The sequence below is a fragment of the Streptomyces sp. NPDC021115 genome (assembly GCF_044333065.1).
Classification (GTDB): Bacteria; Actinomycetota; Actinomycetes; order Streptomycetales; family Streptomycetaceae; genus Streptomyces.
In genome coordinates, this window is sequence record NZ_JBIRQF010000003.1 from 726,824 (window position 1) to 744,085 (window position 17,262).

Annotated in this window: 16 protein-coding genes; 11 read left to right on the forward strand and 5 right to left on the reverse strand. The window is 73.5% G+C overall.

Annotation, left to right across the window (positions count from 1 at the left end):
- Positions 1–66: 66 nt before the first annotated feature.
- On the reverse strand, positions 67–1,041 hold the full coding sequence (locus tag ACH4TL_RS13265; RefSeq protein WP_398326947.1) for a D-2-hydroxyacid dehydrogenase: 975 nt from the start codon (positions 1,039–1,041) through the stop codon (positions 67–69).
- Positions 1,042–1,500: 459 nt separating this feature from the next.
- On the opposite strand from ACH4TL_RS13265, the gene ACH4TL_RS13270 reads away from it, so the two are divergent.
- From ACH4TL_RS13270 to ACH4TL_RS13285, 4 genes are all read left to right on the forward strand, one after another.
- Complete coding sequence (locus ACH4TL_RS13270) at positions 1,501–2,871, forward strand: MFS transporter (protein ID WP_398326950.1); 1,371 nt, start codon at positions 1,501–1,503, stop codon at positions 2,869–2,871.
- A 32-nt stretch (positions 2,872–2,903) separates the two neighbouring features.
- The gene (locus ACH4TL_RS13275) at positions 2,904–3,569 is read left to right on the forward strand and encodes an HAD-IA family hydrolase (RefSeq protein ID WP_398326953.1); all 666 of its coding nucleotides are present in this window, start codon (positions 2,904–2,906) and stop codon (positions 3,567–3,569) included.
- Between the two features lie 41 nt (positions 3,570–3,610).
- The gene (locus ACH4TL_RS13280) at positions 3,611–4,993 is read left to right on the forward strand and encodes an NAD(P)/FAD-dependent oxidoreductase (protein WP_398326956.1); all 1,383 of its coding nucleotides are present in this window, start codon (positions 3,611–3,613) and stop codon (positions 4,991–4,993) included.
- Positions 4,994–5,141: 148 nt separating this feature from the next.
- Positions 5,142–6,731 carry a PucR family transcriptional regulator gene (locus ACH4TL_RS13285; RefSeq protein ID WP_398326959.1) on the forward strand — a complete coding sequence of 530 codons (1,590 nt, stop codon included), beginning with the start codon at positions 5,142–5,144 and terminating at the stop codon, positions 6,729–6,731.
- Here the strand turns inward: ACH4TL_RS13285 and ACH4TL_RS13290 are convergent.
- The gene (locus ACH4TL_RS13290; protein ID WP_398326962.1) at positions 6,728–7,693 is read right to left on the reverse strand and encodes a D-2-hydroxyacid dehydrogenase family protein; all 966 of its coding nucleotides are present in this window, start codon (positions 7,691–7,693) and stop codon (positions 6,728–6,730) included. The two genes, ACH4TL_RS13285 and ACH4TL_RS13290, sit on opposite strands and share 4 nt — an antisense overlap.
- Before the next feature lie 73 nt (positions 7,694–7,766).
- Between ACH4TL_RS13290 and ACH4TL_RS13295 the strand changes: the two genes are divergently transcribed.
- Positions 7,767–8,786 carry a ketopantoate reductase family protein gene (locus ACH4TL_RS13295; protein WP_398326965.1) on the forward strand — a complete coding sequence of 340 codons (1,020 nt, stop codon included), beginning with the start codon at positions 7,767–7,769 and terminating at the stop codon, positions 8,784–8,786.
- Here the strand turns inward: ACH4TL_RS13295 and ACH4TL_RS13300 are convergent.
- The gene (locus tag ACH4TL_RS13300) at positions 8,749–9,591 is read right to left on the reverse strand and encodes an alpha/beta fold hydrolase (RefSeq protein ID WP_398326968.1); all 843 of its coding nucleotides are present in this window, start codon (positions 9,589–9,591) and stop codon (positions 8,749–8,751) included. The two genes, ACH4TL_RS13295 and ACH4TL_RS13300, sit on opposite strands and share 38 nt — an antisense overlap.
- 274 nt (positions 9,592–9,865) lie before the next feature.
- Between ACH4TL_RS13300 and ACH4TL_RS13305 the strand changes: the two genes are divergently transcribed.
- Complete coding sequence (locus ACH4TL_RS13305; protein WP_398326971.1) at positions 9,866–10,708, forward strand: prephenate dehydrogenase; 843 nt, start codon at positions 9,866–9,868, stop codon at positions 10,706–10,708.
- Between the two features lie 148 nt (positions 10,709–10,856).
- Here the strand turns inward: ACH4TL_RS13305 and ACH4TL_RS13310 are convergent, their stop codons facing one another.
- Positions 10,857–12,014, reverse strand: a complete 1,158-nt coding sequence (locus tag ACH4TL_RS13310) for a galactosyldiacylglycerol synthase (RefSeq protein ID WP_398326974.1) — start codon at positions 12,012–12,014, stop codon at positions 10,857–10,859.
- A gap of 150 nt (positions 12,015–12,164) precedes the next feature.
- Here ACH4TL_RS13310 and ACH4TL_RS13315 point away from each other — a divergent pair, with 150 nt between their 5' ends.
- From ACH4TL_RS13315 to ACH4TL_RS13325, 3 genes are read left to right on the forward strand one after another with little or no spacing between them, the layout of a single operon-like run.
- A complete protein-coding gene (locus ACH4TL_RS13315; RefSeq protein WP_398326977.1) occupies positions 12,165–12,995 on the forward strand; it encodes an SDR family NAD(P)-dependent oxidoreductase in 831 nt (276 codons plus the stop codon).
- Positions 12,996–13,009: 14 nt separating this feature from the next.
- On the forward strand, positions 13,010–13,954 hold the full coding sequence (locus ACH4TL_RS13320; protein WP_398326980.1) for a DMT family transporter: 945 nt from the start codon (positions 13,010–13,012) through the stop codon (positions 13,952–13,954).
- Positions 13,951–14,727, forward strand: coding sequence for a polysaccharide deacetylase family protein (locus ACH4TL_RS13325; protein ID WP_398326983.1), 777 nt, complete (start codon positions 13,951–13,953; stop codon positions 14,725–14,727). The genes ACH4TL_RS13320 and ACH4TL_RS13325 overlap by 4 nt, the downstream gene beginning before the upstream one ends.
- A gap of 12 nt (positions 14,728–14,739) precedes the next feature.
- Here the strand turns inward: ACH4TL_RS13325 and ACH4TL_RS13330 are convergent, their stop codons facing one another.
- Positions 14,740–15,690: an anti-sigma factor RsbA family regulatory protein gene (locus ACH4TL_RS13330; protein ID WP_398326985.1), complete on the reverse strand. Its 951-nt coding sequence runs from the start codon at positions 15,688–15,690 to the stop codon at positions 14,740–14,742.
- 149 nt (positions 15,691–15,839) lie between these two features.
- Here ACH4TL_RS13330 and ACH4TL_RS13335 point away from each other — a divergent pair, with 149 nt between their 5' ends.
- Positions 15,840–16,721: an alpha/beta fold hydrolase gene (locus tag ACH4TL_RS13335; protein ID WP_398326988.1), complete on the forward strand. Its 882-nt coding sequence runs from the start codon at positions 15,840–15,842 to the stop codon at positions 16,719–16,721.
- 172 nt (positions 16,722–16,893) lie between these two features.
- A complete protein-coding gene (locus ACH4TL_RS13340; RefSeq protein WP_398326991.1) occupies positions 16,894–17,229 on the forward strand; it encodes a hypothetical protein in 336 nt (111 codons plus the stop codon).
- Positions 17,230–17,262 lie beyond the last annotated feature (33 nt).

The window sequence follows — 17,262 nt, forward strand, 5'->3', positions numbered from 1 at the left end:
GGGTTTTTCCCCGTCCCCTGCGGCTTTCCGGCCGGAGCGGAGACGAAACGGAGCGGTGGCCACCACTTACCTGACGTAACCCAGTTCCTTGTCGACCACGTTGCGCAGCGGACGGCCCTCGGCCCTGCGGAGCAGGTTGTCCAGGAACAGCTCGGCCAGGTCGTCGCGCCAGTGGACCACCTCGCCCGCGGTGTGCGGGGAGACGATGACCCCCGGCAGCTCCCACAGCGGGGAGGCGGCGGGCAGCGGCTCCCGGGCGAACACGTCCAGCGCGGCGCCCGCCAGCCTGCCGTCGGTCAGGGCCTCGACGAGGGCGGGCTCGTCGACCAGCTGGCCGCGCCCCACGTTGACCAGCCGGGCGCCGGGCTTCATGGCCGCCAGCACCGGGGCGTCCACCATGCCGTGGGTGGCCGGGGTGAGCGGGGCGGCCAGCACCACGTAATCGGCCTCGCCCAGCCCGGTGCGCAGGGTCGCCGGGCCGTGCACCGTGCCGAAGTCGGGGTCCTCGGCGCGCGGGACGCGGCCCGCGCCGCTCACCCGCATGCCGACCGCGCGCAGCAGCCGGGCCACGGCCCGGCCGATGGACCCGGTGCCCCAGACCAGCACGGTCCGCCCGCCGACCCGCTCGCTGTCACGCGGCCGCCACTGGCGGCCGCGCTGGTGGTCCCACATGCCGGGGAAGTCCTTGGCGAGGGACAGGATCAGCCCGAGGACGTATTCGGCGATGGGCTGGTCGTACACCCCGCGCGAGTTGGTGAGCACCACATCGGGGTTGCCGGTCAGCGCGGGAAACAGGTACGGGTCCACCCCCGCGGCGGCCACATGCACCCAGCGGGGCGCCTTCGCCGGATCGTCGGGCCACGAGGCGGCCACGGCCGGGCTCAGCGGCCACCAGGCGAGCAGGGTGTCCGCACCGGGGAGGGCCGCGGGGAGTTCCTCCTCGGTCGCGTACACGGTCCGCGCCAGCGACTCGATCCGCTCCCGGTTGTACGGCAGGTGGTCGTTGTACAAGACGATGAGCGGGGCACGCCGGTCACCCACGGCCGCCTCCCGACGGCTCGCTCACGCCGCCCGGGGGCTCACACCGGAGTGTCATGACGGTTCTCCCGAGGTCAGGAAGGGTGCGCAACGGATTCCCACACCCTGGCCGCCCCCGCGTGACCAGGCAACGGGCACAGTGTCCGCTCCGGCCGGCCGTTGTGGACGCTGTGTCCCGTACGAGGCCACGGTCCGGGACCAAAGTCCTGCGCAGCCCCCGTGGCGGACCGTCGGACACAGTGTCCACCACGGAGCCCGCGATGGAACAGGATGGCCGTTGACGGTCCCGGACGGCTGAACCATGGTGATGGCCATCCGTCATCCCGTCACCTGCCCGTTCCCGGCAGCACACCCCGCGGCCCCCGCCGCGCCCCGCACGAATGCTTGACGCCCGGTGCCACATCTGCGTGCCGCATCGCCCAGCGCCTCAGCGCCTCCTCCTCGTCCCCAGGAGTCTCAAGCATGTCTTTGTCCCACCCTTCACACCCCACACCAGAAGCCACCGCACCGACCCACAGCCTCGACGAAGCCCCCGTCACCGGCTTCCACCGCAAGATGGTGGCCGTCGCCATGGGCGGGCCGTTCTGCGACGGCTATCTGCTGGGCATCATGGGCGTCGCCCTCAGCCTGATCACCCCGGCGCTCAGCCTGGACACCATGTGGGAGGGGCTGATCGCCGCCTCCGTCCTGGTCGGTGTCTTCATCGGCGGCGCGGTCTTCGGACCCATCACCGACCGCGTCGGCCGCCATCTGATGTATGTGCTCAACCTGATGACCTTCGTGGTCTTCTCGGCCCTCCAGTTCTTCGTCACCGAGGCGTGGCAGCTGCTGGTGCTGAGGCTGCTGATCGGCATCGCGATCGGCGCGGACTACCCCATCGCCTCCGCCCTGACCACCGAACTGGTGCCGCGCAAGATACGCGGCCCGGCCCTGTCCGGCCTGGTGCTCGCCTGGTGGGTCGGCTACGGCGTCAGCTTCTGGGCCGGGTGGCTGCTGATGGGCACCGGCGACGACGCCTGGCGCTGGATGCTGGCCTCCGGCGCGGTCCCCGCCGTGATCTTCATCTTCTTCCGGACCGGAGTGCCCGAGTCACCCCGCTGGCTGGCCTCCCGGGGCCGGGTGGAGGAGGCCAAGGAGGTCGTACGCCGCCATCTCCGGCAGGAGGTCAGCACCGAGGAACTGCTCGCCGAGAGCGGTGCCAGGCGCGGCGGCTCGGGCCTGGGCAACCTGGCGGAGATCTTCCGCCGCGGCTACGGCATCCCCGCCCTGTTCTGTTCGGTGTTCTGGATCTGTCAGGTGGCGCCCGCCTTCGCCGTACGGTCCTTCCAGCCGCAGATGCTGGAGTCGTTCGGGGTGGGCAGCACCTTCGGCGCCAGCGCGCTCATCACCACCATCGCGGTCGCCGGTACGGCGGTCGGGCTGCTCGTGGTCAACCGGATCGGACGGCGGCCGCTGCTCATCGGCAGCTTCGTCTGCATCAACATCTGCCTCATCGCCCTGATCGTGCTGCCCCTGCACTACGCGTTCCTGGTCGTCGCCCTCTTCGCCGGATTCCAGTTCTTCGAGGCCGCGGGCAGCGGGCTCCAGTTCGTGTATCCGAGCGAGCTGTTCCCCACCGACCTGCGCGCCACCGGCGTCGGCGTGGCCACCGCCATGAGCCGGGTCGGCTCCGCCTCCAGCACCTTCCTGCTGCCCATGCTCACCGTCGACTTCGGCGTCCGCGGCACCCTCGCGATGGGCGTGGGCATCACCCTCATCGGCCTCGTGGCGTGCATCGTCCTCGCCCCCGAGACCAAGGACCTCGGCCTGGCGGAAGCCAGCCGCCGCGCCTGAACCCCGACCTGATCCCCCGAAAGGAAACCTCCATGCGCAAGCTCGTCTCCTTCGACTGCTACCGCACCCTCATCAACTTCGACACCCAGAGCGCCACCCACGAGATCGTCAAGGACCGGCTCGCCGAATACGGCGTCGACCCCAAGCAGTTCCACCACGACGCGTACGTGATGCGCTTCCAGGGCGTCGTGGACCACTACCGCCCGTACCGGGAGACCGTCCGCCGCACCCTGCACAACGTCATGCTGCTGCACGGCCTGCCGTACCGCGACGAGGACGGCGAGGCGCTGATCGAGGCCATCAAGCGGTTCAAGCCGTTCCGCGAGGTCCCCGACGCGCTGCGCCGCCTGAAGAGCGAGTACGACATCGCCATCCTCTCCAACAGCGAGGACGACCTGATCACCTACGCCGTCGACGAGCTGGGCGTGGAGTGGGACTACGTCCTCACCGCCGAGCAGGCGGGCGCGTTCAAGCCGCTGCCGCAGGCCTTCGAATACCTCATGAAGGCCACCGGGCGGGGCCCGGCGGACATCATCCACACCGCCCAGGGCTGGGAGTACGACATCATGCCGACCAAGCGGTACGAGGGCATGCGGCGGATCTGGGTCAACCGGTACGGCTTCCCCGGTTCGGCCGCCTACCAGCCGTACGAGGAGATCAAGGACCTGTCCGAGCTGCCCGGCCTGCTCGGCGTCTGACCCGGCTCCCGGCCGTCTCCCCCACACCGCGAGAGGACCCCATGTCCGCCACCACGGCACCGGTCAACGGGCGCGTCGCCCACTGGTTCGCCGAACTGCCCGCCCCACGCCCGGCGCTGCCCGGCGACCGCGACGCCGATGTGTGCGTCGTGGGCGCCGGAATGACCGGGCTGTGGACCGCCTACTACCTCAAGCAGGCCGACCCCTCCCTGCGCATCACGGTCCTGGAAGCCGAATTCGCGGGCTTCGGTGCCTCCGGCCGCAACGGCGGCTGGGCCTCCGGACTGATCCCCGGCGCCCGCGACCGGCTGGCCCGCCTGTACGGCCGCGACGCCGTCCTCGACTGGCAGCGGGCCATGAACGAGGCCGTGGACGAGGTCATCGCCGTCGCCGCGCGCGAGGGCATCGACGCCGACATCGTCAAGGGCGGCACCCTGCGGGTCGCCCGCACCCCCGCCCAGGCCACCCGCCTGCGGCACAAGATCGAGCAGGACCACGAGTGGGGGGTGCCGGAATCCGTCCTGCTCACCCCCGCCGAATCCGCCCGGCACATCGCCATCGACGGGGTCACCGCGGGCGCGTACACCCCGCACTGCGCCCGGCTCCAGCCCGCCGCCCTGGTGCGGGGGCTCGCCGAGACGGTGGAACGGCTCGGCGTCACCATCTACGAGAAGTCACCCGTCACCGCCATCGAGCCCGGCCGCGCCCGCACCGCGCACGGCACGGTCAGCGCGCCCGTGGTGCTCCGCGCCACCGAGGGGTTCACCGCCTCCCTCAAGGGGCTGAGGCGGGCCTGGCTCCCGATGAACAGCTCGATGATCGTGACCGAGCCGCTGCCCGACGAGGTCTGGAAGGAGATCGGCTGGGAGGGCCGGGAAACCCTCGGCGACACCGCACACGGCCACATGTACGCCCAGCGCACCCCGGACGACCGGATCGCCATCGGCGGGCGCGGTGTGCCGTACCGCTTCGGCTCCCGCACCGACGACTCGGGCCGGGTCAGCGACCGTACGATCCTCCAGCTCACCCAGACCCTCCAGCGCATGCTGCCGCAGACCACCGGCGTCCGCGTCGACCACGCCTGGTGCGGCGTCCTCGCCGTACCCCGCGACTGGTCGGCCACCGTCGGCCTCGACCCGGCCACCGGCGTCGGCTGGGCGGGCGGCTACGTCGGCCACGGCGTCACCTCCACCAACCTGGCCGCCCGTACCCTCACCGACCTGGTGCTGAAGCGGGACACCCGGCTGACCCGGCTGCCGTGGACCGGGCACCGCCCGGGCACCTGGGAGCCGGAGCCGTTCCGCTGGCTCGGGGTGCGCGGACTGTACGTCGCCTACCGGCTGGCGGACCGGCACGAGGCGGGCGGGCGCGCCCGTACCTCGCCCATCGCCACCGTCGCCGACCTCATCGCCCGCCGTCCCTGAGAACCCGACGGCCCTGAGTACCTGCCGACCCGGAGAACCCGGGGTCCCTGAGATCCTGGAGTCCCGGCGCCCCGCCTCCCCGGGCGCCGCCGGGACTCCAGAGATCCGCCCGCCCCGGCGGGCACAGCGCAGGGAGGGAGCTGGCCGGATGGCATTGCTCACCGTCGCCGACGTACTGCGGCTGCCCGTGATCGCCGCGGGACTGCCCCGGGTCATGGCGGGCGAGGACCGGCTGAACCGCCCCGTCCGCTGGGTCCACGTCACCGAACTGCTGGACCCGGCGTCGTTCCTGGAGGGCGGCGAGCTGGTGCTCACCACCGGCATGCCCCAGCCCAACGACCCCACCCGGCTGCGCGGCTACGCCGACCAGCTCGCCGACGTCGGCGCGGCCGGTCTTGTCGTGGAGCTGGGCCGCCGCTACCAGCAGGTGCCGCCGGACCTCGTGGCCGCCTGCCGGGCCCGGGACCTCCCGCTGATCGTGCTCTCCCACGGCATCCGCTTCATCGAGGTCACCCAGACCGTCCACGCGCTGATCCTCGACGCCCAGGGCGAACTGCTGCGCCGCTCCCACCAGGTCCACGAGCTGTTCACCGACCTGACGCTGCGCGGCGCCCGCCCCGAAGAGCTGGTCCAGGTCGCGGCCGACCTGATGGGACGGTCGGTGGTGCTGGAGAACCTGGTGCACCACGCCATGATCGTCTGTACCGCTGGCCGCCCCGGCGGCCAGCTGCTCCAGGCGTGGCAGCGCCGCTCACGCGCCACGCCCACCCCCGACCACGCGGCACCCAGCGGCCCCGAGGGCTGGCTGGTGGCCCCCGTCGAACACGACGGACAGCGCTGGGGGCGCCTCGTCGCGCTGCCCGACGAGACCGGCCCGGCCTCCGGCGCCGAGCACACCCTGATCCTGCGGCGCGCCGCGACCGCCCTCACCCTGGCCCGGATGACCGGCCACACCCAGTGGGACCGGGAGGCCCGCGCGTCGGCCCTGCTGGAGCTGCGGCACGGAAAGACCCTCGGCCGCACCGAGTCCCGCATCCGGGTCGAGGCCCTGGGCCTGCCGACCGTCGGCCACCTCTTCATCGCCCTGGCTCTTCGCCACCGGCCCGACGCAGCCGACCGCGCCGACCTCGACAGCAGGGTCGGCGACGACCTGCGCGGCGCCGGAATCCACGCCCTGGTCGGCAGGCTCTCCCCGGACCGCACCGGCGTCCTGCTCACCCTGCCGCTCGCCGCCGCGTGGCAGCCCGTCGTGGAGCGCATCGGCCGGGTCACCGAGGAAACGCTCGGCGAGGAAGCCGTCCTCGCGGTCGGCCCCGGGGTGACCGCGCTCGACCAGGTGGCGCGGTCGTTCCGGCAGGCCGAGGAGGTCGCGGACGCCATCGGGTCCGGCACGCCGCGGCGGCCTTTCCATGTGTCCGCCGACCTCGGGCTGCCGGAGCTGCTGTACACGCTGCGCGACGACGTCCGCGTCCAGAACTATGTGGAGCGGCAGCTGGGGCGGCTGATGCAGCACGACGAACGGCACGGCGGCGACCTGCTGGCCATCCTGCGCCAGTACCTCGACGCCGCGGGCAACAAGTCGGTCGCCGCCAAACAGGCCGGGCTGTCACGGCAGGCCTTCTACCAGCGGCTGCACACCATCGAGCGACTGGTCGGCGGCAGCCTGGAGTCCGGCGCCCAGCGGTCCCGGCTCCATGTCGCCGTCATGGCCCTGGACACCCTGACGGACACCCCCTAGGGCGCGACGAGGACGCGGACCGGCTCTCCGGCGAGATAGGCCCCGATGTCCTCCACCGCGTCGCGGTAGTAGCCCTCGTAGTTGCGCCGGGTCACATAGCCCAGATGCGGGGTGCCGAGCAGATTCGGCAGCGTACGGAACGGATGCTCAGGACCCAGCGGCTCCTCGTCGAACACATCGAGTCCCGCCCCCGCGATCCAGCCGCCCCGCAGGGCGTCCGCGAGGGCCGCCTGGTCCACGACGGCCGCGCGGGAGGTGTTCACGAGGTACGCCGTGGGGCGCATCCGGCGCAGCTCCGCCGGGCCGAGCAGCCCCCGGGTGCGGTCGCTCAGCACCAGATGCACCGAGACCACATCGCTGGTCTCCAGCAGCTCCTCCTTGGAGGCGACGAATCCGACGCCCTCCGCCGCGGCCCGTTCGGCCGTGAGGTTCTGGCTCCAGGCCACCACGTCCATGCCGAACGCCTGGCCGATCCGCGCCACCTTGGTGCCGATCTTGCCCAGCCCCAGCAGACCGAGGCGACGGCCGTGCAGATCCATGCCGACCGTGCTCTGCCACGGCCCGCCGTCCCGCAGTGCCGTGCTCTCCCGCACGAGGTGGCGGGCCAGGCCCAGGATCAGCGCCCAGGTCAGCTCGACGGGCGGCTCAGTGGAGCTGGCGGTGCCGCACACGGTGACGCCGTGCCGGGCGGCCGCCTCCAGATCGACGGACGCGTTGCGCATCCCGGTGGTGATGAGCAGCCCGAGCCGGGGCAGCCGGGCGAACAGCTCCGCGGGAAACGGGGTGCGCTCCCGCATGATGACCACGATCTCGCAGTCCCCGATCGCCTCGACCAGCGCGTCCCGGTCGGCGAAGCGGTCCCGGTGCGACACCACCTCCACCGCGTCGCGGACACCCGACCAGTCGGCCGAGGACAGGGCCACGTCCTGGTAGTCGTCGAGCACGGCACAGCGCAGTTTCATCGTTCCACCTCGGGCTCTTCCAACGGGTCCGTGCAGGTACGTTGTTTCTACCACCCACGGGGAAAGGGTCCTGGTGCGTTACCTCATCATCGGAGCGGGCGCGGTCGGCGGAACGGTCGGCGCCCGGCTCCATCTCGCAGGCCACGACGTCGTCCTGGTGGCGCGCGGCGCGCACTATCAGGCGCTGCGCGACCGCGGGCTGCGCTTCACGGCGCCCGATTCCGTCCACGAGGTCCCGGTGCCCGCCGTCACCGGGCCCGAGGACGTCGAACTGCGCCCCGACGATGTGCTCGTCCTCGCCGTGAAGACCCAGGACAGCGCGGCGGCGCTGGACGACTGGGCGCCGCGGCCGGTCACCGGCGGCGGCACCGCGGGGGAGCGGCTGCCGCTGCTGTGCGCCCAGAACGGGGTGGAGAACGAGCGGTTGGCGCTGCGCCGCTTCCGCCGGGTCTACGGCGTGTGCGTCTGGATGCCCTCGACCCACCTGGAGCCGGGGCTGGTCGCCGCGCCGTGCGCCCCGTACACCGGCATCCTCAGCCTGGGCCGCTATCCGTCGGGGGAGGACGACACCATCCGGGGGGTGGCCGCGGACCTCGAGGGGTCCGTGTTCCTCGCGCCGGTCGTGCCGGACGTGATGCGCTGGAAATACGCCAAGCTCATCAACAACCTCGCCAACGCCGTCGAGGCCATCTGCGGGCCGCTGATCCCGGACGAGGCCCAGGCCCTCGCCGCGCGGGCGAAGGCGGAGGGCGTCGCGGTCCTCGACGCCGCTGGCATCGCCCACACCGACGCCGCCGAACAGGCCGCGCTCCGATCCGGGAAGGTGGAGATACGGCCGCCCGACGGCGTGGAGCGCGGCGGTGGTTCGTCGTGGCAGAGCCTGACCCGCGGGACCGGCACGATCGAGGCGGACTATCTCAACGGGGAGATCGTGCTGCTCGGACGCGAACACGGCGTCCCGACACCGGTCAACGAGACGCTGGGACGGATCGCGGGCGACTGCGCCCGGGAGCGGCGCGCACCGGGCAGCATGACCCCCGAAGCGCTGACCGCCCTCATCGACGCAGCAGCGTCCGGCTCAACACCTCGGTGAACTCGGCCGGGTGCTCGCCGAGCCCCGCGTGACCGCCGGGGAAGTCCACCACCTCGGTGCCCAGCCGCTCGGCGAGCGCCACCGCCGGGCGGTACAGCAGCAGCCCGTGCGACTCCCGGCCGCCCGCCGGGACCAGCCGCTCCGATACGGCCGCCAGCGCCTCCAGATCCGGGACGTGGCCGGTGAACGGGCACAGGACGTGCTCCAGGTAGTACGGGAAGTTGGCCGTCATCCGCTCGATCACCTCGGGCGGGAACGGCGGAGGCTCCGCCGCGCGATCCCGCCGCGCGGCTCCCTCCGCCGGGCCGGTGCCCTCGGCCATCACCGCCATCGCCGCCCCGATCCCGTCGCGGCGGTAGGCCGCGCGCACCTCGGCGAAGAACGCCCGCTGCCGCGCGGCGTCGGGCAGCAGCTCCACCAGGGGCGGCTCGTGTGCGATCGCCAGCCGCACCCGCTCCGGATGCCGGGCCAGCAGTTCCATCGCGACGATGGCGCCCGCGCTGCACCCGAACACGTACGCCGGTGCGCCGTCCGGTGCCACCGCGTCGAGCAGCAGGAACGCGTCCTCGCCGTGCACCTCGACCCGCTGGTCCGCGGGCGGGTCGTCGAGGGTGCTGCGGGAGGCGCCGCGCCGGTCGTAGGACACCACCGTGTACCGGTCGGCGAGGGCCGCCGCCGCATGGTCGTAGGAAGCGGCGTCACCGGCCCCGCCCGGGATGAGCAGCAGCACCGGGCCGGTGCCGCGCACCTCGTAATACAGCCTGGCGCCGGGCACCTTCAGGGAGCCGGTCGTGGGTTCGGTCATGGTGTGCACGGTATCCAGATGGCCTGGGGGCGCGCGCGGTGTTTTTCACGCCTGATGTGTCGTCATCACGACGCGCGCCACCACTCCTGCGGATGACACGACCGGTCTGACAAGGGGGTTCGTGCCACCTGACTTCACCGAAAGTTGGCTGCTCGGTAGCCGTCAAGGCGGTCCCGGTTGTTTTGCGTGGTGGCACACAGGGCACCGCACACACCTAACAGCAGGCATAATCGCAGCAACGATGGGCGCAGACGCCCAGAAAGGGGACGAAGCGATGGTGAACTCGCTGAGTGCCGACAACAGTGTGGGCTCGACGATCGAGGCACTGAAGGCCGAGCTTCCGCAACTGGAGAAGCAACACGACGCCCTGAAGGGCGATTTGGACGCCGTGGCCAAGCGGCTGGAGGTGGTCAGCACCGCGCTGAGCAGCCTTCAGGCCCTGTCGGGGGCCGCGCTCCCGCAGAGCGGCAACGGCGACATCGCGGAGGCCAAGGCGGCCGGGGACACCGTCGCCACCGCCACCGACGCGGCCACCGAGGCCGATTCCACGTCGGCCGCCGACGCGGCCCCGGCGACCCGGACGCCCGCCGCCACGCGCAAGGCCGCCATCGGCCGCCAGCGCAGCAAGGCCAAGTCCACCGCCGGTTCCGGTCGGGCCGCGAAGACCGCCACCAAGGCCGCGGCCAAGAAGACCGCCACGAAGAAGCCCGCCAAGAAGGCGGCGGCCAAGGACACCAGCAAGACCACCGCCAAGGCCACCACCAAGGCGGCCAAGGCCACCGAGAAGAGCGCCCAGACGAGCGAGAAGGCCACGGCCCCCGCCAAGGCCACCGCCCCCAAGGCGACCGCCAAGGCCGCCGCCCCCAAGGCCACCGAGAAGACGGCCAAGGCGGCGGGCACCTCCTCCGAGCGCTCCACCGGGCTCGCCGAGTCGGTGCTCGGCGCCCTGAAGAAGGCGGGCCGTCCGATGCGCGCGTCCGAGGTCAACGAGGCCCTGGGCCGCGACGAGACGCGTACCAACGTCAACTCGGTGCGCAACACGCTGGAGCGGCTGCGCACGACGGACCGGGCCAAGCGCTCCGGGCGTGGCCTGTACGAGGCCGCGGCCACCAGCTGACCGCCGTTCTCCTGTCGGTGCGCCGCCACCTCGGTGGCAGCGGGGGCGGAAGTGGCGTGTGGGAAGGGTGGACCCGGATGTGTCGGCGCCAGTGCGCGTGCCGAAGCTGCGGTCCACCCACTCCCTTACGAGGAGGCCACCCGCTCCGTCACGAAGATCTCGTGACGACGCCCTGGCCGCCGTCGGCCGCCATCTCGGCCAGCCGGGCGGCGACATCGGCGGGGCCGGTGGCGAACAGCCGTCGGCCCGCGGCGATACGGCGTGTCCGCAGCGCCGAGGGCGCGGTGAGCGCGTCGAGCAGGCGCAGCAGCTCCCATGAGTCCGCCGCGTGGTCCGTCAGGCCGAGGGCGGCCATCCGGCGCACCCCTTCGCGGCCATGGCCCGGGATGGGCCGGTAGCCCACCACCGGAACTCCGGTGGCCAGCGCCTCCAGCGCGGTCTGTCCGGCCGCGTTGTCCACCAGCGCCCGCGTGGCGGCCAGCAGTCCGGGCAGATCGGGTTCCCAGCCGAGGGCCACCACCTGCGGCCACCGGGACAGCCGTCGGCGCAGCCGATCGTCCCGGCCGCACAGCGCCACCGGCAGATGGCCCGCGGCGGACAGCAGCCGTGCGGTGGCCGCCAGCCGCGTACCGGCGCCCCAGGCCCCGGCGGACAGGACCACCGGCGGCCGGCCGGGGGCGTGCCGCTCGAAGCGGCGCCGCCAGCCCGCCGCCCCGGCGGTCGGGCCGAGGAAACCCTCCGCCACCAGCGGGCCGGTGGCCACCGCGGGCCGTCCGAGCGCCCGCCGCACCCGCTCGGCGGCGTCGTCGGTGACACACAGGTGCAGATCGTTGCCCGGGTGCAGCCACTGGCGGTGCACGGCGAAATCGGTGACCACCACCGCGCTCGGCACCGGCAGCGCCCCGCGGACCCGCAACCGGCCGGTGAGCTGCGCGGCGAGGTGGAAGACGGGCACCACGGCGGCGGGCCGCAGCCGCCCGGCCAGTGCCAGCAGCCGGTCCTCGGCGAGCGCCGCCAGCGGGGCGGTGCCGGGCCGTGGCCCCCGGCCGGAACCGGACCAGCCGTGCCCGGGGTGGAAGAACGCCCGGTAGATGCCCGCGTAGACCAACGGGGCCCGGCGGACCGCCGTCCGGTAGAAGGCGCGCAGCCCCGGGCCGATCCCGGCGGGCAGCAGCTCCAGCACATCCACCCGGTCCGCCCGGTGTCCCGCGCGCTCCAGTCTGCGCACCAGCTCCCCGGCCACCGCGTCATGACCGGCCCCCATGCTCGCGCTCACCACGAGAAAACGCTGCGACGGCAGGCGCATGATCACCTCCGATGGGGCTCACCTCCGATGGTGCGAGGCGCGACCGCTCATGGCTCACTGGAGGTATCCGCTCCGCGTGCCGTCAAACCGCGCGCTCGACGGCCGGTGGCGCATCGACGCCACGGGTCCGCAGCGAGACAGGAAGGTGCCATGGCCCGCCCTCTGCCGGACGCACAGCCGCACGCCGACACCGCGCGCACCACGGCCGGTGCCGCCACTGGGGCCGCCCCCACCGAATTCGGGGTGGCGCTGGTGACCGGCGCGTCCTCGGGCATCGGCGCCGCCGTCGCACACCGGTTCGCGGCGGGCGGCGGATGGCGGCTTCTGGTCAGCGGCCGCCACCGGGAACGTCTCGACCGGGTGGCCGCGCACACCTCGGCCGTCGCCCTCCCGGCCGATCTGGCCACCCCCGAGGGCGGCCGTGGTCTGGTGGAGGCCGCCTTCGACGCCGCCGGGCGGGTGGATCTGCTGGTCGCGGGGGCGGGCATCGGCTGGGCGGGCCCGTTCAGCGCGATGCCGCCCGCCGCCATCGACCGTGTGGTGGGCGTCGATCTGCTCGCCACCATGCGGCTGGTACGGCTGGTCCTGCCGCACATGCTGGCCGAGCGGCGCGGCCACATCGTGCTCATCGGATCGGTCGCGGGCAGTGTCGGGGTGCGCGGCGAGGCGGTGTACTCCGCGGCCAAGGCGGCGCTCGGGGTCTTCGCCGACGCCCTGCGCCATGAGCTGCGGCGGGGCGGCGTACGCGTCACCCATGTGGTCCCCGGCGTGGTGGACACCCCGTTCTTCGCCCGCCGTGGCGTCCCGTACACCCGCCGGATGCCGCGCCCGCTGCCGCCCGAGCGGGTCGCCGAGGCCGTCTGGGACGCCGTCGCGCGCGGCCGGGACGAGGTCTACGTACCCGCGTGGCTGCGGCTGCCCGCGCTGGTGCGCGGCGCGGCCCCGGGGCTGTACCACCGGCTGGCCGCCCGCTTCGGCTGAGAGATGGGGGTGACATGGGTGCCCTGACCGTCCTCCTCGCGCTGCTGTCCGCCCTCGGCAACGGCGCAGCCTCCGTCCTCCAGCGGCGCGCCGCGATGGACCAGGAGCGGGAGGCCCCGGGGGACGACGGCGGCGGGGCGGGGCAGGCGCTGCGGCATCTGCTGCGGCTGCTGCGGCGCCCGTACTGGCTGGCCGGGGGCGCGGCGATGGTGGTCTCGGCGGTGGCCCAGGTGGGGGCGCTGGCAGTCGGGAGGCTCTCCGTCGTCCAGCCGCTGCTGGTCAGCGAGCTGCTGTTCACCCTGGTGGTGGGGAGCCTGGTGTTCCGCCGGCGGCCAGGCGGCCGGACCTGGCTGGCGTTCGTGATGCTCGCCGCCGGACTCGCGCTCTTCCTCGTCGCGGCCGACCCCTCGCACGGCCACGCCACCGCCCGGAACGGGCTCTGGCTGCCCGCCGGTGTGGTGCTGGCGCTCGTCGTGGGGGCTCTGGCCCTGGCGGCGCGGGCGCTGCGGGGCGCGGCGCGGGCTGCGGTGCTCGGATGCGCGACCGCCGTCGGCTTCGCGTGCACGGCGGCCCTCATCAAGGAGTTCACCGGGCGGTTCGGCGGGGGAGTGGCCGCGGTGTTCACCGGCTGGCCGCTGTACGCGGTGTGCGTCGTGGGGCTGCTCAGCTTTCTGCTGCTCCAGAGCACCCTGCGCGCGGGCACCCTGGCCGCCTCCCAGCCCGCGCTGACCCTCGGGGACGCGCTGGTGAGCATCGCGCTGGGCTGGGTGCTGTTCGGCGAGCGCGTCGAACTGGGCCTGCGGCTGCTGCCCGAGGCGGTCGGCATGGGGCTGATGGCGGCCGGGATCGTCGGCCTCACCCGGTCGCCCGCCATGGCCCAGGGCTGGGACGCGGACACCACCGGCGCGCTGGTGCGGCCGGCGGTACGCCGCGTCCCGGACAGCGGGAGCCCGCCGTGACCGCCGGGCGACGGACGGGTGCGTCGGGGGCCGGGCGACGCACGGGTGCGCTGGCCCGGAACGCGGCGGTGGCGGCCGCGGCCGCGCATCTGGTCCCGGCCGGTACCTGGCTGCCCGGGCCCCGGCGCGTGCTCTTCCCCGCGCTGTCCGGGCAGGGCAGGTCCGACCACATCGCCCTGACCTTCGACGACGGCCCCGATCCCCACTCCACCCCGCGCTTCCTGGACGCGCTGGACGAGCTGGCGGTGACCGCCACGTTCTTCGTGCTGGGCGAGAGCGTGATGCGCTATCCCCGCACGACCCGTGAGATCGCGTTCCGCGGCCATGAACTCGCCGTCCACGGCTGGACCCACAACCGCCCCTGGCTGCCGAGGCCGGTCCGGGACGTCTCCGAGGTGGCGGGCGCCGCCCGGGCGGTGCGGCTGACCACCGGTGCCGTCCCGCTGTGGTACCGGCCCCCGTACGGGGTCCTGACCGGCGGCCGCTGGTTCGCGGCCGTACGCGCCGGGCTGCGGCCCATCCTGTGGTCGGCCTGGGGGCACGACTGGTCCCCGAACGCCACCCCGGCCTCGGTGCTCGCCGCTCTCGGCGGCGGGCTCCGGGGCGGCGCCACGGTCCTGCTGCACGACTCCGACCGGTCGTCGTCGCCCGGCTGCTGGCGCGTCACCCTGGCGGCGCTGCCGCATCTGGTGACCGCGTGCCGCGCCGCGGGCCTGGAGGTGGGCCCGCTGGCCGACCACGGGGTGCCCCGGCTCCCGGTGTCGCCGAGGTGAGCCCCGGCCGGGTCAGAGGCCGGTGCGCAGCCTGATCAGGGTGCCGTCCGCGTCCGTCTGCATCTGTACGACGTCGCACAGCATCCGTACGCCCCACAGCCCGAAGCCGGTCTCCGACCCCTCCGGCGGGGTGAAACCCCACAGGGCGTCCGGGTACCAGTGGCCGGGTCCGGCGATCTCACAGACCAGGTCGCCGTCCTGGGTCCACACCCGCAGCTCCGCCGGGGCGCTGCCGTGGCGGAGAGCGGTGCCCGCCACCTCGGCGACGGCGGCGACCATGTTGCGCAGGCCCTCCTGGCCCATGCCGTGCCATCCGCCGCGCTCGGCGATGAAGATGCGTACGGCGTCCAGATCGGCCGCCTCGACCGGCAGCCGCTCGGCGGTCGCCGGAGCGGGCGTCAGCGCCCGGCGGTCGCAGGTGGCGCTGAACGGACCGGGGGCGGTGTACTCCAGGCTCTGCTCCGGCCCCTCACCGTCGATGATCTCGGGGTGGGTCCGGCGCGCGTACGTCAGGATCTCGGGGTGCAGCACCCGGCGGTCGTAACAGCAGATGGCGCGGGCGCCGGAGTGGGCGAACGCCGCGTTCACGATCGACTCGTAGCGCGCCCACTCCACCACCTCCAGCGGGGTGCGCCCCTGCCACACCGGCTCGGCGATCACCCGGACCCGGCGCGGCGACTCGGCCTTCACGAACGAGTCGTACGCGGCGATCGTCTTCACCGGGTGCTGGTACCAGCTGAGCGCGTCCTCGAACTGCACCGCCGGGGCGTCCTGCCCGAGGGCGTCCCGCAGCGCCGCGATGTTCGACTTGGCCGCCACCACGGCCACCGCGTCGTCGGCCTCCAGGCCCGCCCGCAGGAAGGGCACGCAGATGTCGACCACTTCCCCCTCGTCGCGGTAGAGGAACCCGCGATGCTCCATCGCCTCATGGTGGTCGGCGACGGCGCTGCTGGGGCTGGTCATGGGGGCCTCCCTCGGGCGGGGCGGGTGCGGGTGACAGCGCGCAGTCTGCCATCCCGGCGGTCACCGCGCAGCCGGATCATCGGGGGTCGAGGAAATCCCCCGATGCCGTGCGTGGACGTGTTCCTGACGGTGAATTAGCATCGCTGAGCGTGACACAGGTCAAGAGCATCACCGCAAATGGAATCGAGTTCGGCTATCTCGACGCGGGCCCGGCGGACGCCCCGCTGGCGCTCTGCCTGCATGGCTTCCCCGACACGGCACACTCCTGGCGCCATCTGCTCCCCGCCCTCGCGGACGCGGGCTATCACGCCGTCGCCCCCTTCATGCGGGGCTACGCACCCACCGGCATACCCGACGACGGCGCCTACCAGGCGGGCGCCATCGCCTCCGACGCCAACGCCCTGCACGAGGCGTTCGGCGCCGACGGGGACGCGGTGCTCATCGGCCACGACTGGGGCGCCATCGCCGCCTACGGCGCCACCGCCCACGCCCCCGAGCGCTGGCGGCGGGCCGTGACGATGTCGGTGCCCCCGCTGGGCGGCGTGCTGGCCGACTTCTTCGACTACGACTACGGACAGTTCAAGCGCTCCTTCTACATCTTCCTGTTCCAGACCCCGCTCGCCGAAGCGGGCGCAGCGGCCCACGACATGGCGCTCATCGACGGCCTGTGGCGCGACTGGTCGCCCGGCTACCACGACTCCGCGCAGGACATCGCGCACGTCAAGGAGAGCCTGAAGGACCCGGCCCACCTCGCCGCCGCGATCGGCTACTACAAGGCCCTGTTCGACCCGGCCCGCCAGGTCCCGGCGTACGCGGCGGAGCAGGCGGCGATCACCGCCACCGGCGAGCGGCCGATCCTCTTCCTGCACGGCACCGACGACGGCTGCATCGGCTCCGACGTGGTCCACAGCGCCAAGGACCACCTCCCGGCGGGCTCCCGCGTCGAACTGGTCGACGGCGCGGGCCACTTCCTGCACCTGGAACAGCCCGAGCGGATCAACCGGGAGGTGCTGGCCTGGCTCGCCGGGTGACCGGCTCCCCTGCGCCCCGTACGCCGCGCACGCCCCGTACGACCCGCGCCCTCCGGCCGGTATAGCGCCGTCGCATACCGCTTTACCGCCGCTATACCGCCGGTAATCCGCCCTCTCCGATGCTGGACGCATCGCCAAGCCCCACCGGTAGAGACGCGTCTGGAGAGGGCCCGTGAACGTCGACCAGCAGCAGCAACCGCAACCCCGACCGCACACCGAGGACGAACCCCTCTACGCCTGGAGCACCTATCAGCTCTCCGGCGGCGTGGAGGGGTCCGGACCGAGTGGCACCTGCCGCGCGGAGCGCACCGCGCGGGCCTGCCTCGAAGCGGCGCTCCAGGCCGCGGTGGTCCACTCCCACGCGTACTCCTGGGGCCAGCTCAGCCGGGTGTCGGCGGATGTGGACCTGCCGTTCCACCTCTGGTCGCGAGCCCCGGTCGCCTGGGCGGAACCGGGACCCAGTGACACGGTCACCTGGCGTCCGGGACCGGCGCCGCATCCGCGGTGACGGAACCGGCAAGCGGCAGGGCGAGGCAGGCTC